This window comes from Paenibacillus jamilae, from assembly GCF_050482105.1.
Classification (GTDB): Bacteria; Bacillota; Bacilli; order Paenibacillales; family Paenibacillaceae; genus Paenibacillus; species Paenibacillus jamilae_B.
In genome coordinates, this window is record NZ_JBCNHI010000012.1 from 1 (window position 1) to 19,316 (window position 19,316).

Here is a 19,316-nt window from a genome sequence, read left to right on the forward strand (position 1 = left end):
ACCTTGAAGGTCGAATTTGCAGAGCAGATTCATGTTTGGTGGCGATAGCGGAGGGGTTCCACACGTACCCATCCCGAACACGACCGTTAAGCCCTCCAGCGCCGATGGTACTTGGACCGCAGGGTCCTGGGAGAGTAGGATGTTGCCAAGCAACGAGTAAAGAACCATGATCTTATTGAGATTATGGTTCTTTTTTTGCATATGGGTGTAATTTAGGAACATCCTTACAAAAGGAAGGTAACATTTTTGTTACGGAATGTAAGAGCAAACCCTGTATAATATAGGTATTGAATCCCATACACATACGCTGCTATATTGCAGAATTATGCAAATTCCATTATAGGGATTTGGATAGTCAATCAGGCTGGTAAGGAGGGAAGATCATGCGGCGAAATAAATGGCTTGCTCTATTGGTGCTATTCAGTGTCGCTGTCGCGATTCTTACCGGGTGCGTGGAAGAGGAGCCTACTTGGACATCGTTTGAGGGTGCTGCGAACGAGAAGACGTTTCCGGTTCCCAAAGAAGCTAGTAAAACCGATCGGGCCAGCAGCAACTCGGATATGGACTATGTACGTTATGCGCTACCAGCGCTGAAGGAAAGTGATAGTCTACCTGCTCCTTATTTGGAGGAGATTGCAGCCTGGGGCTGGACTGAGGAACCGAATTTGTCTACCTCGAATCAGAAGGTGTTCCAGAAAAATAAACACATGGTGCACTTGTCTGTGCATGATGGTTCTTTTACCGTATTGGTTCCAAAAGACAGAAAAGCTACTGTGAAGAGTAAAAGTGTAGACCTTAATTAAGGGTATGGTTTTTGAGCAAGTATGTAGCATAAGATGTAATGTAGGATCAGTGTTATTTTACAGCTTATTGATTGCTGTGAGTATAATGGTGAATGATGGGGAAGCACTTGAAACTGCCGTTGTGTAGAGAGTGGCTTCCTTTTATATAATAGTATATCGATTCGGATTTTTGACATAATAAAGAAGTCGAAGTGTGAGTAAAGTCCTAATTAATGATAGAATAAAGCGATTGATGATAAGACAAAAAAAAGGAGCAACCCAAGTCGGGTGCTCCTTTTTTATAGTTTTAGGCTGAATCATTCGGACAGGTGTTAATTGAGGTATGAAGTTCCGAGCTATACAGATATTAACTAGTTGATTTACTGTTGATAGTAGGAGGCTTCCTCATCAGTGAACTTCAACATGCCATCTTTTCTTTCACCTGTAAGCCGACCCAAGACGTATAAGCGGGGCGCAATGAGCCAAAGGTGCCAGAAGAGTAAGGATACGGTAAAAGCCGGTGGAGACCAGAGAATGAATACGGCTGACAGGCAGATACCGATCCAGAGTGTATGTATGTGCACACGACGAAAAATTCTATAGCCTATGTACTGGTCTGTCATATAGCCTAGCCAGGGGAGTCTGCGATGGAATGCCCAGCGTTTGCGGAAGGCTGTCCCGCCACCTATATATAGGACAGATCGTGAAATTACGAAGTGTACCCATAAGGTTAGGAAAAAGGCAAGTGCAAACAAAAATAAGCTAGTCCAGGAAAAGGCAAGAAGCAGAAAGAGAAGCATAATAACTGGCAGTGTGAGGTGACTCCATATCAGCTGACGCGGTATATTGATTTTTTTGATGAGCTTGTAGTGATAGTAGGTAGCTTTAGTTCCGGTTTCCTCTGTCATGCGAACAGTCCTTTCATTAATCTACTGCATCACAAGTGGCTTCCCGTCCACAGCCGGAAAAAGGGACGGTACTTCGCTCATGCCGCTTTAATAAGTATCAATTGTTTTTGCAAAAGTATAGAAAGACGACATCTAGCGTTAGCTAACCTATTCTATAATTACAGGAAAAGCTCTCACTGATGACATATACAAAGGCTTCAATGAAAGGGCATCCATACATAGAAGCCTTTCTTATTATATCGGCATATGTAGCTGTTTTTTAAACATACGAGGTACAAACACCATATTAGCCCAAGGGGAATATATATAGAGTATATCGTCGAACTGGGCTATGAAAAGGTTTAAAATACTAGAAAGTGACCCATACTAAATAGTAAAAGAAACAAGGTGGGATGGATATGCATGATCAAGGTGACCACCGCTGCATCATATGCGGACAACACAAACATGAAGGCATTTTTATCGTTTCCGAGTTTATCTGTGATACGTGTGAGGCTGAAATGGTACACACGGATGCAACTGACGCCAAATATCATTTTTTCATTGATCAACTAAAGCAAATTTGGGTACAGAAAAATGCATAATATCCTTCGCTAGCTAATCTTTGAAGGATGGCATTCTAAGGTCTGTCGATACGGGCCTTTTTTTCTGTGAGTAAAAGTAGGATTCCGCTTGATTTTACGATAAAATAGGGTAGATATAAAGCTTTGTTTGGAAGGATTGCAGAATGATGGGGAAAAAGGCGGTTCATGCACCATTAGTGGAAGCTCTAATGCGTTATAGGTCTCAGGGAAATGCTTCTTTCCATGTACCAGGCCATAAAAATGGGCAAGTCTATAGGCACGAGGAATTGGCGTCTTTGTTGCAAGAGGTGATGTCTATTGATGCGACGGAAATTACTGGACTGGATGATTTGCATCACCCAGAAGATGTGATCCGTGAAGGACAGGAGCTGGCTGCGAAGTGTTTTGGTGCGGAAGAGAGCTTTTGGCTTATTGGAGGCAGCACGGTCGGTAATCTGGCCATGATTTTGACCGTATGCTCAGAGCCGGGCGATGTTTTGCTGGTACAGAGAAATGTACACAAATCTGTTCTAAACGGTCTCATGTTATCGGGGGCCAAGGCTGTATTTCTAGATCCGGAAATAGATACCCTAAGCGGGCTGGCAGTTGCTCCATCGACAGACACGATTAAGGCTGCACTCCAGGCCTATCCATTGGCTAAAGGAGTGTTACTTACGTTGCCCAACTATTATGGGATGGGGCATGATCTGACCGCTACAGCTGAAGCTTGTCATGCAGCCAATGTGCCGTTAATGGTAGATGAGGCACATGGTGCTCATTATGGACTGCATCCTCGTTTGCCAGTCTCTGCTCTTTCCTGTGGGGCTGATGTAGTCGTCCAATCGACACATAAAATGCTTTCTGCTATGACTATGGGAGCTATGTTACATGTGCAGGGACAGAGAATTCATCGGGAACTGCTCCGTCAGCGGTTGGCTATGGTACAAAGCTCCAGCCCTTCGTATCCACTAATGGCTTCGCTGGATTTGGCAAGGTGGCATATCGATGCTTATGGCTCAGATGCTTTTACAGAGGGCTTAGCGGTAGCGGATACCTTTAGAAGGGGGCTGAAGCAGATCCCACGCTTTCGCTTAGTAGAGCCTACACAGCAGGCAATGGAAAAGGGTGACGCCCAGAGTAGGATTTCTAAATCTCTGGAAAGGGCTGAGGAGAGGAGAAGCAGGTACTCAACTCAGGACCCTTTTAAAATGGTGCTGTATGATACATGGGGCGTACTAGATGGTTTTGGATTAAAGCGTGAGTTGGAGACTTACGGATGTATCCCGGAGATGAGTGACGAGCAGCATGTTGTTTTATTGTTTACGCTAGGCTCTACGGCTGGGGACGCGAGTCACCTGTTGCAGGCTCTTGTGCATATAAATAATGATATAAGATTTAAAGGAACGGCTGGTGAGCCGGGGTTAGCGGGGAAAGAGCAGCAGAGACTAGAATTAGATTTTTCCACGTGGAACATTGATGAGGTGGAGGCTTACTCCAGTCCGGTGCAGTTCGGACTCCAACCGATTCATCCAGATCAGATGGAGATCGTGCCTGTGGAGGAGTCGGCTGGCAGGATAGCTGCTGAAATGATTATCCCGTATCCACCAGGTATCCCACTGCTATATGCAGGGGAAATGATCACAGAAACGATTGCTCTGCGGATGAGTCGTCTACGTGAGCTAGGAGCTAAATGGCAAGGGGTAGCTGATGAAAGTATGCTTACGATTCGGGTATTCCGTTTACAATAAAGATTAGATACTAGAGAATGAACAAATACAGAAGACTGGATAAAAGAAGCATACGCAGCCTGTGGATGACTTTTATTTTTCAGGCAGGAAAGCAGGGAATAACATGAATCGCAAAGGCATTTTTATTACGTTGGAGGGGGGAGACGGCTCCGGTAAGACAACCATGATCCAACGGCTGGCGAAGTATATGGAGGAAGAGGGCCATCCAGTCGTCACGACGAGGGAACCAGGCGGCATCGAAATTTCTGAGAAGATTCGTTCTATCATTCTGGACCCTGCTCATACTAGTATGGATGCTCGAACAGAGGCGCTTTTATATGCGGCAGCGCGACGCCAGCATTTGGTCGAGAAGGTGAAGCCGGCTATTGAACAAGGAGCTATCGTATTGTGTGATCGCTTTGTGGATAGTAGCCTGGTCTATCAAGGGTTCGCAAGAGGGATCGGCATTGAAGAGGTAGCATCGATTAATCGCTTTGCGGTAGATGATTGGGAGCCGGATGCCACATTTTATTTGGATATTGAGCCCGAATTAGGATTAGCAAGAATTAATGCGTCAAGGGGAGAACAAATGGACCGCCTTGATATGGAGAGCATATCATTTCATCATAAGGTGCGAGAGGCTTATCTAGAACTGGCTCGCAAATTTCCGGAGCGAATTACGGTTGTGGATGCATCTCCTGCACCAGAACAGGTAGAGCAAGTATTAAAGGATTTGCTGAAAAAGCGGTTTATTCAGAATTTTAGCGTGTAATTGTTGAAGAATATACGGTAAAATTGAGCTAGGGACAAGGATGTCTCTAATATGACTTGAAGGAGGAATACAGGATGAAGCTGATTATTGCAATTGTACAGGATAAGGACAGCAATAGATTATCCAGTGGACTGGTGAAGGCTAATTTCCGTGCTACTAAATTGGCCAGCACAGGGGGATTTCTACGTGCAGGCAATACGACATTTATGATTGGTGTCGATGACAATCAGGTAGACTCGTTGATGAATGTCATTCGCAGCAGTTGCAAGGTACGTGAACAGCTGGTCACCCCCGTTACCCCTATGAGTGGGACGACGGACTCCTATCTGCCGTTGCCTGTTGAAGTACAGGTGGGTGGAGCGACAGTTTTCGTGATGCCTGTAGACCGTTTCGAGCATTTCTGAAACTACACAATAGAACCTATTCTGCCGATATGATAGGGGAAATACCTGTTTCTCGCTCATATGATGGGAATGAGAGGCAGGTCCACTAAAACGGCAGCGCTACAGCGCAGCCCCCGGAAATCCACAGAGACTCCTGAGTTCTCTATTGAACTGTTCGTGAAGGAAAAGGGAAAGCATCCGGGGAGAAAGCAGGTTTATATGAAAATAAATCCGGGCTACCGCCCTTTACAGAGTACATTGTCTACGAATGAAACGAGTGCCAAGCCAATTCAGCCGAAAAGTTTCTCTGATGTTATGCAGCAAAATGGGGAGCAGGCTTCGAAGGAGGAATTGAACCGGCGCTTTAAGGAAATTCAAATGCAGGGAGACCGTCTTGCTCGCTCAATGACGATTCGTGAGCTGAAGGCCTACAAGATGCTGGTCAAACGGTTTTTGGAAGATACAGTTCGGCGAGGCGTGTCTATGAAGGACACAAAGGGATGGGATCGTCGGGGACGCAGTAAGCGTTATAAGCTGATTGATGAAGTGGATGATATATTGCTCAAAATGGCAGATGAGCTACTCGAAACCGAGCAAGGGAAGATTGAGCTTTTGCAAGGAGTCGGTGAGATCAGGGGCTTGCTGATTAATCTTTCATTTTAAATGCAGTCTTATGTTATAAATGAATACAGACGGGCTGTTGCCACGATGAAATAATCTGCTTGCTGATCATGCTGGCAGATTATTTTTGACTATGTGTACGGGGCAAACATAATATACCAACAGCAGTACAGTTATACTGAAGGCCGTGATTTGAGGGTGAGATCACCAGAACAGCAACAAACTTGCCCGGAAAACAACGGTTAGCTGAGGATTCAGCGTTGTTTTCAGTGGAGAAAGTGAGGGAATATGTCTTTCCAACATATATTGGGGCAGGATGTAGCCAAAAAGATGCTGCAAAGTGCATTGCGAAATCACACAGTCAGCCATGCTTATGTTTTTAGCGGACCGCAGGGAAGCGGACAGATCCACATGGCACAGACCTTTGCCAAGGCTTTATTTTGTGAGCAGCAGACGGATGATGCATGCGGAGAGTGCTTGTCATGCCGCAAGGTGGAGCATGGGAATCACCCGGATTTGCATATTGTAGAGCCTGATGGAGCAACGATTAAAATTGATCAGATCCGCGGACTTCAACGGATATTTTCGTATAAATCTGAAAGCTCAAACCCGAAGGTATATATTATTCGGCAGGCGGATACCATGACAGTGCAAGCTGCCAACAGCCTGCTTAAATTTTTGGAGGAGCCTCAGATTCCTGTGGTCGGTATACTCATTTCTGAAAATGGACAGGCATTGCTGCCTACGATTCAATCGCGGACGCAGCAGGTGCCTTTCCACGCTTTACAGCCAGAGGTGATGATGCAGGCGTTAATTGGGGAAGGCTATACGGCAGGACTTGTCCGGTCAGTGGTTCATATGGCTTCAGGACTGGAATCATGTAGAGAAATTCTCCAGCAGAATTGGTTTGCAGAAATTAGAAACGTAGTGTTACAATTAGTGAAGGAGTCCATGAGCCGGGGGAGTTCGTCAATTATTCTGGCTCAACAGAAGATTTTTAAAACTGGACTTTCTGAACACCTGGATATTCTGTTTCATCTGTTTCATTTGTGGTTCAAAGATATGCTTCATTTCCGTTACGGAAGGCACGAAAGCATTGTTTTCATAGATCATTTGGAGTCCGTCTCCAAATTGGCAATCACCCGCAGCACGGAACAATGGGTCTCTTATATGGATTTGGCCGCGAATTGCAGGAAGAAGCTCCGTTTTCACGTCAATGGACAATTATGCGTAGAGCAGCTTCTGATTGGCTTGTCCGATACAAGCGGTTCTATCACCGGCTAACAGGAAGGCGCGCTTGTTCCACTCTGCACAATCCGCGACGCCAGGTTCCCGGTTTGTGCGACAGTGAGACTTCATTGCGGCCATTTTGTACAATGTCGGCTACAAATGAGGTTTAGTGGCATACAAGGGGGTTAATTTTTGTATAGTGTAGTGGGTGTCCGTTTCAAGAAGGCGGGCAAGACTTATTATTTTGATCCACTGGATCTTCCCGTGGAGAAAGAAAACTGTGTCATAGTAGAGACCGCACGCGGAATTGAATATGGCAAGGTTGTGGTAGGCAAAAAAGAAGTAAATGATTCGGATGTTGTCCTACCCTTAAAAAAAGTCATTCGTATTGCCGGAGATGATGATGCTCTTGTTGTTGAAGAGAATAAATTGGCGGCCAAGGATGCATTCGGTACGTGTTTAAATAAAATTAAAGACCATAACCTTAAAATGAAGCTGGTAGATGTGGAATTTACATTTGACCGCAATAAGATCATTTTTTATTTTACGGCAGAGGGTCGGGTTGATTTTCGAGAGCTTGTAAAGGATTTGGCCAGCATTTTTCGTACACGAATTGAGCTGCGGCAGATCGGAGTACGGGATGAGGCTAAAATGCTTGGTGGAATCGGACCTTGCGGACGTATTCTGTGTTGTTCCTCATGGCTGGGGGATTTTGACCCGGTATCTATTAAGATGGCGAAGGATCAGAGCTTGTCGCTGAATCCGACGAAGATTTCCGGGTTGTGCGGAAGATTGATGTGCTGTCTCAAGTTCGAACATGATAACTACGAGAGTATGCGAGAAGAGCTACCTCAGGTAGGCAAGATGGTTATCACCTCTCTGGGAGAAGGTAAAGTCGTAGGGGTCAATGCAGGCCATCGTACGGTACATGTTCAACTGTTTGAGATCAGCAAGGTCAAGGAACTTCCAATGGACGATGTAGTCGTCAAGTAAACCATTAGGTTGCTTCGGGGTGGAAACTTGGATAAATTAAATGTTTTTGCGCGTATTCACGAAATGGAAACCCAAATGGGACAGTTGCATAGCGATCTGGGTGAATTGAAACTGGCAGTAAAAGAGCTGCTGGAGGAAAATCAACGACTAACGATTGAAAACGAACAGGTGCGCAAGATGCTCAAACGTGAAGCCTCTGGAGAAGAAGAGATGGCAAGCAAGCCGAAGCTTTCTCCTCCGATCGTCGTTAAAGATGAAGAGGAGACGGGTGAGGTCGTGGGCGAAGGCTACGACAATCTGGCAAGGCTGTATCATGAAGGATTTCATATATGCAACGTGTATTACGGACATTTGCGAACAGAAGGCGATTGCCTCTTCTGTCTGTCATTTTTGAATAAATAAAAACAAGCCGTAGGAGTAAGATGCCTACGGCTTTTTTGTAAGGAAGTATGAGTAAAAAGCGATTTTGGTTATAGGACAGGAGAACATTATGTACGAAAATGAAAAGAAGTCTGAACGAATTGATGATCTGCTTTCACACAATCTGCGCATTATCCAAAGTGATGAAGTGTTCAGCTTTTCAATGGATGCGGTCTTACTGGCACGGTTTGCCAGTATTCCGCTTCAGCATGGGAAGATTCTCGATTTGTGCACGGGCAATGGGGTTGTTCCCATACTATTGACGACACGCACCAAAGCATCTATTGAAGGAATTGAGATTCAACCACGTCTGGCAGATATGGCTAGACGGTCTGTCAGTTTGAATGGATTAGAATCAGCAATTCAGATCCGGGAGGGAGATTTGCGTGAACTGGTTCAAATCACGGGACATGGTGTGTATGACGCCATTACGGTGAATCCTCCCTATATGCCGCTTAATGGCAGCGATATCAAGCTGAATCCTCATCAGGCCATTGCGCGCCATGAAGTGAACTGCACACTCGAAGAAGTCATTCAGGCATGTACACGCCTTGTCCGTAATGGAGGGAAAGTATCAATGGTTCATCGCCCACAGCGGCTGGGTGAGATTATAACTTTGATGCGCAGCTATAGTCTGGAACCCAAGCGGATACGTTTTGTTCATCCACGAGTTCATATGGAAGCAAATATGGTACTTGTTGAAGCTATGCGTGACGGCAAACCGGAGGTTCGTCTGTTACCCCCACTCATTGTATATCAGGAAGATGGGAACTATACTCAGGAAATAAGAGAAATCTATGGAGAAGTCAGCAAGGGGGATTCACTGTGACGGCAGCTGTACAAAAAAGCTTTAGTAACCGTGAAGAGGAACGGGGAAAGTTATATCTCGTTGCCACACCGATTGGCAATCTGGACGATATGACCTTTAGAGCGATTAATACCCTAAAATCATGTAGTATTATCGCTGCTGAGGATACACGGCAAACACGCAAACTGCTCACACATTTCGACATCACGCCAGAAATGCTCTTCAGTTATCATGAACATAATAAGGTTGCCAGTGGGCCTGAACTGATACGTTATATAATAGAAGGAAAAAATTTGGCACTGGTTAGCGATGCAGGTCTACCGGCCATTTCTGATCCCGGTTCGGATCTGGTCAAACTGGCACTTGAAGCAGACATCAGCGTTATTCCTATTCCTGGCGCAAATGCGGCACTATCGGCTTTAATCGCTTCAGGTCTGGATACGGAGAGGTTTACCTTCGCTGGCTTTCCACCAAGGGAGAAAAAGGATTTAGAGAAGTTGTTACAATCATTTCAGGTATCCCATGGCACGATTCTTTTTTATGAATCGCCTCATCGCATTATAAAGACGTTGACAGTATTAAAGGAAACATTAGGATCACGCAAAGTGGTGCTTGCTCGTGAACTGACCAAGCTGCATGAGGAATGGGTACGGGGAACCGTGGAGCAGTGTCTTGCAAAACTAGAGGAAAACCCGCCGATTGGTGAATACTGTCTGGTCGTTGAGGGGAAAAACGAAGCGGAAGAGGAACAGGAGCGTCAGGCATGGTGGCAGGCCTTATCTTTGGAGTCTCATGTCGCGCATTACGAGTCAGAGGGGCTTACTCGCAAGGATGCCATGAAGCGTACGGCTACAGACCGTTCAATCTCCAAGAGGGATGTATACAACGCACTCTTATGAAGTACATGTCTAAACAAAAAAGGGCCTTCCAACGGTTGGGTTCAAACCGTGGAAGGCAACAAGGAGTATATATGAAAAAGGTTAGAATTAACAATCTCTGATAAGTCTATTATATACTAAAATTCTCAGTTTGTCACAGGTGTTGGGATTTCTGAAATGCAATCTTGGCAAACAATTTTCCCTTTGAAGTAAATTACGTTCTCAGCATTGCCGCAGAAGATACAAGCAGGCTCGTATTTTTTAAGCATGATGCGCTCGCCATCAACATAAATTTCCAAAGCGTCTTTTTCTCCGATTCCCAAGGTACGGCGCAATTCGATTGGAATAACAACACGTCCGAGCTCGTCAACTTTTCTTACAATACCAGTGGATTTCATCATAATAAATCAGGCTCCTCTCGCCGTTTAAAATAATATAAGTGTCATGATTCGACAAAATTTTCTCTTTTCTGATATTTACTATACCAACGATTCCCAAAACAGTCAACCTAAAAAAAGTAGTAACAGCCTAATTATGCAAAAGTATTTAGAACAAAGAGCTTTATTCATGTGAATTACCTTATTTTACGGATGATTTGTCTTATTTGTCGATTTGGAAATGTTGAAAAACGATAATTCGACATATTACGACAAACAATGTCGAATAAGGGAGGGTCTTTAGGATTTTATTGTATTTTAATCCATTATTCCGAATATTAAAGGAGCTGATATCTTGCACCAGCCACTCAGTGAAGAAAAAGTTTTTAAGGATCCGGTACATAATTACATCCATGTTCAGGATACTGCGATATGGCGGTTAATCAATACGCCGGAGTTCCAACGTTTACGACGCATTCGGCAGTTAGGCACTTCGTATCTTACGTTTCATGGAGCAGAGCACAGCCGGTTTTCACATTCATTGGGCGTATATGAAATTACACGACGTATTATTTCTCAATTTGAACGTGGAGATTTTCCCGATTGGCCGAAGGAAGAAAGGCTGGTTGCTCTATGCGCCGCTCTGTTGCACGATGTGGGGCACGGGCCATTTTCTCATTCCATTGAAGAAGCCTTCCATATGAACCATGAGGATTGGACATGCCGCATTGTACTCGGGGACACGAAGATCAACGCTGTGCTACGCCAAGTCGATGAGAAGCTACCACACCAGGTCGCTGCGGTTATAGCCAAAACATATGATAAGCCGATTGTTGTCAATCTGGTCACAAGTCCGCTAGATGCTGACCGTATGGATTATTTGTTGCGAGATGCTCATTCGACAGGTGTAAACTACGGAACGATTGACTTGGATCGTATTTTACGTCTGCTTCGTCCTCATAATGGGAGAATTGTTGTGAAGGAATCGGGTATGCATGCAGTGGAAGATTACCTAATGTCACGCTATCAGATGTACTGGCAAATTTATTTCCATCCTGTAACACGCAGTTCGGAAATCCTGTTACGTAAAATTTTCAAAAGAGCAAAGGAATTGTTCAAAAACGGATATGAGTTTGGCTTTCTGCTTGATCCGTTGCCCGATCTGTTAAGAGGAGCACTTACAGTAGAGCAGTATTTGTTGCTCGATGAGTCCTTGATTCAGACAGTATTTAGCCAATGGAAACGAGAAAAGGACGAAATCCTGAGTGATTTGAGCAGTCGTTTTATGGACCGTAGATTGTATAAATATGTAGAGATTGAAAATATGGATACAGAAACCATTGGCAGTATTCGAGAAGCTTTAGAAAAAGCTGGCTTGCATCCTGAATATGACCTTGAAATTGATTTTCCGACAGATCTTCCTTATGATGTGTTTCGACAAGGCGGTTCAACGGACAACCAGATTTTACTGCTTGGACGTCAGGGTGAGGTGCGAGAAATATCCGAAGTTTCAGAAATTGTGCGTTCAATAAGTGGTATTCACCGAGGGAAATATCATATGTATTTTCCCCAGAATAAACTGAACGGGGTAAAAGACAGGCTTCCTGCCGAAATAAGGAATTATTTTGTCAAACAATAGACGAATATATAGAAATGTAAGTAAAAAGAGGAGATGAAAACCTTGAATTTATTCGACACTCATACTCACTTGGATGCGCCACAATTTGACGAAGACCGTGAAGAAGTTATAGCACGTGCTGTCGAATCAGGAGTAACACGGATGATCAATATCGGATTTAATCGTGAGACCATTCCATCCACCATGAAGCTGGCTGAGACGTATGATTTTATCTATGCGGCCGTTGGATGGCATCCGCAGGATGCCATTACAATGCAGGAGGGAGATTTGGAATGGATTGCATCGTTATGCAGTCATAAGAAGGTTGTAGCGATCGGAGAGATCGGTCTGGATTATTATTGGGATACATCACCAAAGGATGTGCAGCAGCGGGTGCTTCGAAATCAAATTGGTTTGGCACGTGAGCTCAGCATGCCAATTGTTATCCATAACCGGGATGCACATGAAGATATTGTGAAAATTTTACGTGAGGAAAAGGCGAGTGAGGTTGGCGGAGTCATGCACTCCTTTTCTGGGAGTTGGGAGACCGCTAAAATGGTGCTGGATATGGGTTTCCATCTTTCTTTCGGTGGGCCTATAACGTTCAAAAATGCCAAGCAGCCAAAAGAGGTACTGGCCCAGGTTCCGCTGGACCGTCTGCTCATTGAAACGGACGCGCCTTACCTGACGCCTCATCCGTTTCGTGGGAAGCGAAATGAGTCGGCACATGTGAGATTGGTGGCAGAGGCAGCTGCCCAAATTAAGGGAATTACGGTAGAGGAATTGGTATCCATTACGACCCAAAATGCCTTGGAACGATTTGACATTCAGTGAAAAAGCGAAGAAATCAATCAAAATAAAGAGATAGACGGAGCTAATTATAATTTTGTTGCAGAAAACTGAAGAATATTACAATTTTTTAACCGAATATTTTAAAAAATGTACTTGAAACCTGCTTTACAACATGCATGGAAACAGGATATCATCTTTTCAGTGAATTGTTGTTGAGTGTAAACATCAACAAATCATTTCATGAACCAGTCTCGCTGAGTCCCTTTCAAGGGAACGGGGGAACCGATATGGCTTACCGTACGTCCGGCGTATGTGCAAGAGAGACTGTCTCTTCAGCAGCCGGCTCGACCGAAATTCATTTCCCGAATGGGATGAACAGGTAGAGAAGCCGTATTTCGATTTCTTTCTGGGTCTTCGGGGTGAATGTGAAGGCGACCGCCATGAGCGGTTGACCTAAGCTAGGGCGACTCTCTACGTCCGAACCCGACAGCTAACCCCGTAAGCGTAACAAGAGAGAAGCCATCTCGTGCATGAGTTTTCCCGCATATTCACACATGTCGGAAGCCACGAAAGAGCTCTCTAGTCTCTTTCTTTGGCTTTTTTTGTTGTGAATAAAAGAAAATCTGTCATCATACTGTGGTTAGACAGGGAGGACAGCATGCCGCGAAGACGGGTACATGGTGCAGGACAGTCGCAGTACGGGCTTGTCTTGTAGAAAATCTGTTATAGTCACGTCAACGATCAGCTATGTCTTACTCCAGACGGCGGGCTATGTAAGGAGGACGGAGGAAATGGGCATTTTCCGAAAAGAGGAGACCCATGAGTCACGCTCATCCAGCATGTCTTACGTATTACGTTGGAAGCAAGAGAATGTGCGCCAAGCTGCTTTGGTTGCTATTTTTCTAATCGCACTAACGATTATGATTTCAATTCTGATGTACACGCAATCTAAAAAACAAGTCTTTTTTGTCATCGATGGTAAGGCATCTGCGGTAGAAACCCGGGAATCCAAGCTCCAAGATTTGCTCAACGAGCATTCTATTTCACTTCAGCCGCATGATACAATTTCCATGCCGCTAAATGGAGCAGTACAGGATGGGGATCGCGTAGTCATTAAACGAGCCAATCAGGTTAAAGTATCCTCAGGCAATAAGACGAAAAAGCTGTACACAACAGAAAATACAGTAGAGGGTGCCATTCGCACTTCGGGCTATAAATTATCATCAACCGATAAAGTTTACCCTGCGTTGGATGCCTCTGTTTCGGCTAACATGGACATAAAAATCGTCCGTGTGAAGAAACAGCAGGTCGAACAGAAAAAACAAGTGCCTTATCAGGTCATCAAAACGGCAGATCCAAGTCTTTATAAAGGCGATAATCGAGTCATTCAAAGTGGCAAATCGGGTGTGGTAGTCCAGCATGTTCAAAAGGTATACCATGATGGAAAATTGGTATCCAAACAGCTGGTCAACAAGGAAGTCACACAGAATCGTGTGGATAAGGTAATTGCAGTAGGAACGAAGAAAAAACCAGTCGTTTTAGCTGCTTCCATCAGCCCTAAAGATACGGTTAAGGCTACAAAGGTTAGTTCGGGCAATGCTGTCCGTAAAGCAGGTATTAATTTTAAATATAGCAAAGTTTTACAAAACGTCTCCATGACGGCGTATTCCGCACAGGAGCCAGGTATCGGTACACGTACCGCCTCCGGGACGCGTGTCACGGAAGGACGCACCATCGCTGTTGATCCGAGTATAATTCCAATCGGATGGTGGGTATATATTGAAGGGGTAGGCTTCCGCCGTGCGGAGGATACCGGTGGCGCGATTAAAGGCCACAAAATCGATGTGTATTATGAGAGTTTGAGCCGGGCCAACCAATTTGGTCGCAAGCACGGTAAAACCGTATATGTGATCGGACCTGTAAAGCCGGAAATCAACTAAAACAGGTTGTGTATGTTGAGGGCAATGAGATAGTATTAACAACATAGTTATGCCATGCTAAGAAGAGGATACCCTCTTCTTATTTTGTTTTCAAAAGCAGGGAAAGATAAATATATGTTGCTGTGTAGCAGTGGAGGGACACGAAGATGATCAAGGAAGTGATCGTGGTGGAGGGCCGGGATGATACGGTAGCCATTCGCCGTGCTGTCGAAGCAGATACAATAGAAACCGGCGGCTCTGCCATTAATAAAATGACACTGCGCAAAATTGCATTGGCGCAGGAGCGGCGGGGGGTCATTATTTTAACTGATCCCGATCATGCAGGGGAGCGTATCCGTAAAATTATCGCCTCCAAGGTGCCCGGCTGCAAGCAGGCTTTCATACCTGAGGCAGAGGCGACGCGCAAAGGGGATATTGGCGTGGAGAATGCCTCGCCGGAAGCTATTAGACATGCTCTTGCACGCGTACATACGACAGTGGAAGGCGCTGAACCGCTGATTGAATGGGCGGACCTGATTGACGCTGGACTTATCACCCACCCCAATGCTGCTGCGCGTCGCATGGCCTTGGGGAATGTACTGGGTATTGGCTATTGTAACGGTAAGCAGCTACATAAGCGGCTCTCTGTATTTCAGATTAGCCGTGAGGAATTTGCCAGTGCACTGGCACAAATTGAAAGTGAAGGATTGTGATATCCGTATGACAGGGATTCAAGATATAGCAACACCGCGGCGTACAAAGGAAATTATTCAAAGGCACGGTTTTTCGTTCAAAAAAAGCTTGGGTCAAAACTTCCTGATTGATCAAAATATTCTGAACAAGATCGTCAGTGCAGCTGGATTGGATGATACGAAGGGTGCGCTTGAGATCGGTCCGGGAATTGGAGCTTTGACCGAGAAATTGGCACAATCCGCTAAGGCAGTTACCGCTGTTGAGATTGATCAGCGGCTATTGCCCATTCTTGAAGAAGTGCTGGCTCCTTACGAGCATGTAAAGGTTCGCCATGGAGACGTGTTGAAGCTGGATTTGCGTGAGGTGTTTGCAGCCGATTTTGCAGACGTGAGTAAAGTGAGTGTCGTGGCTAATCTGCCGTATTACGTCACTACACCGATTCTGATGCGCCTATTGGAGGACAAGCTACCTTTGGAGAATATCGTGGTTATGATCCAAAAGGAGGTGGCTGAGCGTATGGCTGCGTCTCCTGGTACGAAGGATTACGGAAGCTTAAGTATAGCCGTGCAATATTACAGCGAGCCTGAGCTAGTCTGCACGGTGCCGAATACAGTATTTATTCCCCAGCCCAATGTTGAATCGGCAGTTATTCGGCTACGTGTACGGGAAGTCCCTCCGGTGGAAGTGGTAGATGAGAAACATTTCTTCGAAGTGGTTCATGCCGCTTTTGCCCAACGTCGTAAAACCATTTCAAATAACCTAAAAAGCCGCTTCTTTACCAAAGAGAACAGGGATACGCTGGAGCCGCTGCTGCAACAAGCTGATATTGAGCCTTCCCGTCGAGGGGAAACGCTGAGTATCGAGGAATTTGCGCGTCTCAGCGCCGTGCTATTAGAGGCCGGACTATCCTAAATTGGAACCAAACTGTGCATTCACCCATACGATATAGGAGGGGTGATACAGTGTGATGAGTTTAGGAGACTTGGTCGTTCGGAAATCGTACGGCGGTGATGTCACGTTTCGCGTTGAAGACATCCAGCGGGATAAAGCGATCATTAAGGGGACCGAATTTCGGCTACTGGCCGATTCCCCGGTGAACGATCTGGTCAGAGTGCCTGCAGACCAGATTAGCGGTAAGACTCAACAGGCCCATATTAAGGCAGGGGAGTCTCTTAATCTGCTGCAACGGGCACGCCAACAGCAAGCTGCCCGTAGTCAGGCGGCTCTGATTGGAGAGTGGAGTGATCCGGTGGAGTCAACATATTTTGAAATGCCGGGAAAGGTTCTTCATCTAGATGGAGATTCTGGCTATTTAAGAAAATGTCTCAGTCTATATGAACAGCTTCGTGTTCCCGCAGAGGGACATCACGTTCACGAATCGGCAATGGCGGATACGCTGTACCGACTGCTTCCCCGCATTCGTCCTGATATTGTAGTCATCACTGGACATGATGGTGTGCTGAAGCAGCCGCAGCCTTACGATTTGTACAGCTTGAAAAGCTACAAGAATTCGCAAAATTTTGTGGCGGCGATTCAGGTAGCAAGACAGTATGAGCGTCATCTGGATTCACTGACGATTGTAGCGGGAGCGTGCCAGTCCCATTTTGAGGCGCTGTTACGTGCGGGAGCCAACTTTGCCAGTTCTCCGGGGCGTATCCTGATTCACGCTCTGGACCCCGTTTACGTGGCTGCCAAGGCCGCATTTACTTCGATCCGTGATACGGTCAATATGGGGGACTTGTTTCATCAGACCATTAGTGGCAGCCGCGGGGTGGGTGGAATTGAAACAAGGGGAAGCTACCGCATCGGTTTGCCGAAGCTTGAAAATTTGTCAACGCTAAAAGTAACGCCTTCAGCAATTTGAGACTCAAGCGTGCCTGATAGGATGTATCCGTACAAAAGGCCTCTTTTTAGAGGTTTTTTGTCATTTTTTATGTATATTATTCCCGTTCGCAAAAAATTAAATTGACAACTTATTTTTAGTGTTGTTATAATATTTAGCTCGATTTGACAATGCCTCTAAAATTGGTTATAATGGACAAGGAAAGAGGTGGTCGTTAGGCAATGGCTAAAAATACGCTGTTGGAAATCAAACGCAGTCTCGACGCACATGTAGGGCAAAAAATTTTGCTGCGGGCTAACGGCGGACGCCGTAAGACCGTCGAACGAACTGGTGTCTTGGAAGAAACGTACCCTTCTGTTTTTATTGTCAAGCTGGATCAGGAGCAACAGACGTTTAAACGTGTCTCCTACAGCTATGCTGACATTCTTACCGAGTCGGTGGAGGTCAGTGTATATGATCCCGACTCTCACTCAAGTGTAGTCGAATATTTCGAAGCACCTTAATTCATTTCAACGCGATTTATACCAGCTTTGCAGGTTTAACGGCGACCTCGTCATTTTTAATGGCGGGGTCGTTTTGTATTCACAAAGCAGGATGAAGCATGATATCTCTGCACATACTAAGGCGGGAATGATCTTCCTTATTCCATTGCCGAAGGAGGCGTATGCATGAGCCGAAGAAGACGGAGTGTTATGTCGGAAGAGCTAAAGTACGAGCTGGCCAAAGATCTTGGGTTTTACGACACGGTCAAGGAAGAAGGCTGGGGAGGCATTAAAGCCAAGGATGCGGGCAATATGGTCAAGCGGGCCATTCAGCTTGCGGAGCAGGCGGCTTCTCGCAAATCGTAGCCATCGGTGGTGCTGATGAAAAGCGGGGATATCCGGGTTCATACCAGGGCATCTCCGCTTTTTTGAACCTCATGACTTGACAGGCTGAGTCTGATATAATATGTTAAGCTGTCTTGAGGGAAAAGTTGAAGGTGGGTGAACGCCTTGAAGATATATGAAAAAGCACCGGCGAAAATTAATTTAATGCTTGATGTTCTGCGTAAGCGGGACGATGGTTATCACGAGGTCGAAATGATTATGACTATGGTCGATCTATCTGACCGATTGACGATGTCCGAGTTACCACGTGATACCATCATTATTTCAAGCCAGGCCGGATACATACCGTTGGATGAAAAGAACTTGGCTTTTCAGGCTGCGCGTCTGATCAAGGAACGTTATAACGTGTCTACAGGCGTCCATATCCATTTGGATAAGCATATTCCAGTGGCGGCAGGATTAGCAGGTGGAAGCAGCGATGCTGCCGCAGCACTGCGTGGGCTGAACAAGCTGTGGAAGCTCGGTATCTCGGATGCGGAGTTGAGAGTACTGGGTGCTGAATTGGGTTCAGACGTACCTTTCTGTATTACAGGGGGCACAGCTTTAGCGAGCGGACGCGGAGAACTGCTCAAGCCACTTCCGAATCCGCCACAATGCTGGGTGATCCTTGCCAAGCCGCCGATTAATGTATCGACAGCTGAGGTGTATGGTCGCGTCAAAGCAGATCGGATTACGCACCATCCTTCGGCCCGGCAGATGGAGCAGGCAATTCGTAATGCTTCTTTTACTAATGTATGCAACGCCCTCGGGAATGTATTGGAGGATGTGACATTAAAGCTGTATCCGGAAGTGGAGCATCTTAAAAACTCCATGATCCGTTTAGGAGCAGATGGCGTGCTGATGTCAGGCAGTGGACCCACAGTGTTCGGATTGGTATCTAAGGAAGCCAAAGTGCCACGGATCTATAACGGACTAAGAGGCTTTTGCAAAGATGTATACGCAGTACGACTTTTGACCTGATTTTAGAATTTTTTTTCATATTATAGTGGCAAATGTTGTACAAATACGTACGAAGATGATATATTTACTATTAAATATTCGGGTTTTACTATATCACTTACATTCCGCCAGCAACCGGCCAGTCCGCCGGTGCTTTATTGTA

At 45.5% G+C, this 19,316-nt stretch carries 22 protein-coding genes, 1 rRNA gene and 1 riboswitch; of the genes, 21 read left to right on the plus strand and 2 right to left on the minus strand.

Annotated elements, in window-relative coordinates; translation table 11 throughout:
• Nucleotides 1-34 precede the first annotated feature (34 nt).
• Nucleotides 35-151, plus strand: a 5S ribosomal RNA gene (rrf, locus tag ABEW32_RS09865).
• Between the two features lie 232 nt (nucleotides 152-383).
• Nucleotides 384-803: a hypothetical protein gene (locus ABEW32_RS09870; RefSeq protein WP_430187060.1), complete on the plus strand. Its 420-nt coding sequence runs from the start codon at nucleotides 384-386 to the stop codon at nucleotides 801-803.
• A 359-nt stretch (nucleotides 804-1,162) separates the two neighbouring features.
• Here ABEW32_RS09870 and ABEW32_RS09875 read toward each other — a convergent pair whose 3' ends face one another.
• On the minus strand, nucleotides 1,163-1,690 hold the full coding sequence (locus tag ABEW32_RS09875; RefSeq protein ID WP_430187062.1) for a hypothetical protein: 528 nt from the start codon (nucleotides 1,688-1,690) through the stop codon (nucleotides 1,163-1,165).
• A gap of 398 nt (nucleotides 1,691-2,088) precedes the next feature.
• Between ABEW32_RS09875 and ABEW32_RS09880 the strand changes: the two genes are divergently transcribed.
• From ABEW32_RS09880 to rsmI, 10 genes are all read left to right on the plus strand, one after another.
• Nucleotides 2,089-2,274: a sigma factor G inhibitor Gin gene (locus ABEW32_RS09880; RefSeq protein WP_013368656.1), complete on the plus strand. Its 186-nt coding sequence runs from the start codon at nucleotides 2,089-2,091 to the stop codon at nucleotides 2,272-2,274.
• Nucleotides 2,275-2,417: 143 nt separating this feature from the next.
• A complete protein-coding gene (locus tag ABEW32_RS09885; RefSeq protein WP_430187065.1) occupies nucleotides 2,418-4,001 on the plus strand; it encodes an aminotransferase class I/II-fold pyridoxal phosphate-dependent enzyme in 1,584 nt (527 codons plus the stop codon).
• Between the two features lie 103 nt (nucleotides 4,002-4,104).
• A complete protein-coding gene (gene tmk, locus ABEW32_RS09890; protein WP_430187067.1) occupies nucleotides 4,105-4,752 on the plus strand; it encodes a dTMP kinase in 648 nt (215 codons plus the stop codon).
• A 74-nt stretch (nucleotides 4,753-4,826) separates the two neighbouring features.
• Nucleotides 4,827-5,156, plus strand: coding sequence for a cyclic-di-AMP receptor (locus ABEW32_RS09895; protein ID WP_007427998.1), 330 nt, complete (start codon nucleotides 4,827-4,829; stop codon nucleotides 5,154-5,156).
• Nucleotides 5,157-5,354: 198 nt separating this feature from the next.
• Nucleotides 5,355-5,798, plus strand: coding sequence for a YaaR family protein (locus ABEW32_RS09900; protein WP_430187214.1), 444 nt, complete (start codon nucleotides 5,355-5,357; stop codon nucleotides 5,796-5,798).
• 246 nt (nucleotides 5,799-6,044) lie between these two features.
• Nucleotides 6,045-7,040 (plus strand): DNA polymerase III subunit delta', encoded by a 996-nt coding sequence (holB, locus tag ABEW32_RS09905; protein ID WP_430187070.1) that lies wholly within the window; start codon nucleotides 6,045-6,047, stop codon nucleotides 7,038-7,040.
• A 138-nt stretch (nucleotides 7,041-7,178) separates the two neighbouring features.
• The gene (locus tag ABEW32_RS09910) at nucleotides 7,179-7,979 is read left to right on the plus strand and encodes a PSP1 domain-containing protein (protein WP_013368662.1); all 801 of its coding nucleotides are present in this window, start codon (nucleotides 7,179-7,181) and stop codon (nucleotides 7,977-7,979) included.
• A gap of 27 nt (nucleotides 7,980-8,006) precedes the next feature.
• Nucleotides 8,007-8,381, plus strand: coding sequence for a DNA replication initiation control protein YabA (yabA, locus tag ABEW32_RS09915; RefSeq protein WP_430187073.1), 375 nt, complete (start codon nucleotides 8,007-8,009; stop codon nucleotides 8,379-8,381).
• 88 nt (nucleotides 8,382-8,469) lie between these two features.
• Nucleotides 8,470-9,228 carry a tRNA1(Val) (adenine(37)-N6)-methyltransferase gene (locus tag ABEW32_RS09920; protein ID WP_430187076.1) on the plus strand — a complete coding sequence of 253 codons (759 nt, stop codon included), beginning with the start codon at nucleotides 8,470-8,472 and terminating at the stop codon, nucleotides 9,226-9,228.
• Nucleotides 9,225-10,106 (plus strand): 16S rRNA (cytidine(1402)-2'-O)-methyltransferase, encoded by an 882-nt coding sequence (gene rsmI, locus ABEW32_RS09925; protein ID WP_430187079.1) that lies wholly within the window; start codon nucleotides 9,225-9,227, stop codon nucleotides 10,104-10,106. The genes ABEW32_RS09920 and rsmI overlap by 4 nt, the downstream gene beginning before the upstream one ends.
• 125 nt (nucleotides 10,107-10,231) lie before the next feature.
• Here rsmI and ABEW32_RS09930 read toward each other — a convergent pair whose 3' ends face one another.
• Nucleotides 10,232-10,486 carry an AbrB/MazE/SpoVT family DNA-binding domain-containing protein gene (locus ABEW32_RS09930; RefSeq protein WP_007428005.1) on the minus strand — a complete coding sequence of 85 codons (255 nt, stop codon included), beginning with the start codon at nucleotides 10,484-10,486 and terminating at the stop codon, nucleotides 10,232-10,234.
• Between the two features lie 331 nt (nucleotides 10,487-10,817).
• On the opposite strand from ABEW32_RS09930, the gene ABEW32_RS09935 reads away from it, so the two are divergent.
• The 9 genes from ABEW32_RS09935 to ispE all read left to right on the plus strand — a co-directional run bounded on the left by ABEW32_RS09935 (nucleotide 10,818) and on the right by ispE (nucleotide 19,174).
• Nucleotides 10,818-12,101 carry an HD domain-containing protein gene (locus tag ABEW32_RS09935; RefSeq protein WP_430187082.1) on the plus strand — a complete coding sequence of 428 codons (1,284 nt, stop codon included), beginning with the start codon at nucleotides 10,818-10,820 and terminating at the stop codon, nucleotides 12,099-12,101.
• A 42-nt stretch (nucleotides 12,102-12,143) separates the two neighbouring features.
• Nucleotides 12,144-12,914 carry a TatD family hydrolase gene (locus ABEW32_RS09940; protein ID WP_430187084.1) on the plus strand — a complete coding sequence of 257 codons (771 nt, stop codon included), beginning with the start codon at nucleotides 12,144-12,146 and terminating at the stop codon, nucleotides 12,912-12,914.
• 200 nt (nucleotides 12,915-13,114) lie between these two features.
• Nucleotides 13,115-13,393, plus strand: a riboswitch (cyclic di-AMP (ydaO/yuaA leader).
• A 270-nt stretch (nucleotides 13,394-13,663) separates the two neighbouring features.
• Entirely contained in the window at nucleotides 13,664-14,812 is a 1,149-nt protein-coding gene (locus ABEW32_RS09945) for a resuscitation-promoting factor (RefSeq protein ID WP_430187087.1), read from the plus strand.
• 146 nt (nucleotides 14,813-14,958) lie between these two features.
• Nucleotides 14,959-15,504: a ribonuclease M5 gene (gene rnmV / locus ABEW32_RS09950; RefSeq protein ID WP_016818923.1), complete on the plus strand. Its 546-nt coding sequence runs from the start codon at nucleotides 14,959-14,961 to the stop codon at nucleotides 15,502-15,504.
• 7 nt (nucleotides 15,505-15,511) lie between these two features.
• Nucleotides 15,512-16,396 carry a 16S rRNA (adenine(1518)-N(6)/adenine(1519)-N(6))-dimethyltransferase RsmA gene (gene rsmA / locus ABEW32_RS09955; RefSeq protein WP_430187217.1) on the plus strand — a complete coding sequence of 295 codons (885 nt, stop codon included), beginning with the start codon at nucleotides 15,512-15,514 and terminating at the stop codon, nucleotides 16,394-16,396.
• A 55-nt stretch (nucleotides 16,397-16,451) separates the two neighbouring features.
• Entirely contained in the window at nucleotides 16,452-17,348 is an 897-nt protein-coding gene (gene yabG / locus ABEW32_RS09960; RefSeq protein ID WP_430187220.1) for a sporulation peptidase YabG, read from the plus strand.
• Nucleotides 17,349-17,548: 200 nt separating this feature from the next.
• Nucleotides 17,549-17,830: a biofilm formation stimulator Veg gene (gene veg, locus ABEW32_RS09965; RefSeq protein ID WP_430187091.1), complete on the plus strand. Its 282-nt coding sequence runs from the start codon at nucleotides 17,549-17,551 to the stop codon at nucleotides 17,828-17,830.
• Nucleotides 17,831-17,995: 165 nt separating this feature from the next.
• A complete protein-coding gene (locus tag ABEW32_RS09970) occupies nucleotides 17,996-18,175 on the plus strand; it encodes a small, acid-soluble spore protein, alpha/beta type (RefSeq protein ID WP_007428013.1) in 180 nt (59 codons plus the stop codon).
• A gap of 144 nt (nucleotides 18,176-18,319) precedes the next feature.
• The gene (ispE, locus tag ABEW32_RS09975; protein ID WP_430187094.1) at nucleotides 18,320-19,174 is read left to right on the plus strand and encodes a 4-(cytidine 5'-diphospho)-2-C-methyl-D-erythritol kinase; all 855 of its coding nucleotides are present in this window, start codon (nucleotides 18,320-18,322) and stop codon (nucleotides 19,172-19,174) included.
• Nucleotides 19,175-19,316 lie beyond the last annotated feature (142 nt).

Coding starts and splice junctions, on each gene's coding strand:
- ABEW32_RS09870 (WP_430187060.1), top strand. CDS start 384: ATGCGGCGAAATAAATGGCTTGCTCTATTGGTGCTATTCAGTGTCGCT.
- ABEW32_RS09875 (WP_430187062.1), bottom strand. CDS start 1,690: ATGACAGAGGAAACCGGAACTAAAGCTACCTACTATCACTACAAGCTC.
- ABEW32_RS09880 (WP_013368656.1), top strand. CDS start 2,089: ATGCATGATCAAGGTGACCACCGCTGCATCATATGCGGACAACACAAA.
- ABEW32_RS09885 (WP_430187065.1), top strand. CDS start 2,418: ATGATGGGGAAAAAGGCGGTTCATGCACCATTAGTGGAAGCTCTAATG.
- tmk (WP_430187067.1), top strand. CDS start 4,105: ATGAATCGCAAAGGCATTTTTATTACGTTGGAGGGGGGAGACGGCTCC.
- ABEW32_RS09895 (WP_007427998.1), top strand. CDS start 4,827: ATGAAGCTGATTATTGCAATTGTACAGGATAAGGACAGCAATAGATTA.
- ABEW32_RS09900 (WP_430187214.1), top strand. CDS start 5,355: ATGAAAATAAATCCGGGCTACCGCCCTTTACAGAGTACATTGTCTACG.
- holB (WP_430187070.1), top strand. CDS start 6,045: ATGTCTTTCCAACATATATTGGGGCAGGATGTAGCCAAAAAGATGCTG.
- ABEW32_RS09920 (WP_430187076.1), top strand. CDS start 8,470: ATGTACGAAAATGAAAAGAAGTCTGAACGAATTGATGATCTGCTTTCA.
- ABEW32_RS09930 (WP_007428005.1), bottom strand. CDS start 10,486: ATGATGAAATCCACTGGTATTGTAAGAAAAGTTGACGAGCTCGGACGT.
- ABEW32_RS09945 (WP_430187087.1), top strand. CDS start 13,664: ATGGGCATTTTCCGAAAAGAGGAGACCCATGAGTCACGCTCATCCAGC.
- rnmV (WP_016818923.1), top strand. CDS start 14,959: ATGATCAAGGAAGTGATCGTGGTGGAGGGCCGGGATGATACGGTAGCC.
- rsmA (WP_430187217.1), top strand. CDS start 15,512: ATGACAGGGATTCAAGATATAGCAACACCGCGGCGTACAAAGGAAATT.
- yabG (WP_430187220.1), top strand. CDS start 16,452: ATGAGTTTAGGAGACTTGGTCGTTCGGAAATCGTACGGCGGTGATGTC.
- veg (WP_430187091.1), top strand. CDS start 17,549: ATGGCTAAAAATACGCTGTTGGAAATCAAACGCAGTCTCGACGCACAT.
- ABEW32_RS09970 (WP_007428013.1), top strand. CDS start 17,996: ATGAGCCGAAGAAGACGGAGTGTTATGTCGGAAGAGCTAAAGTACGAG.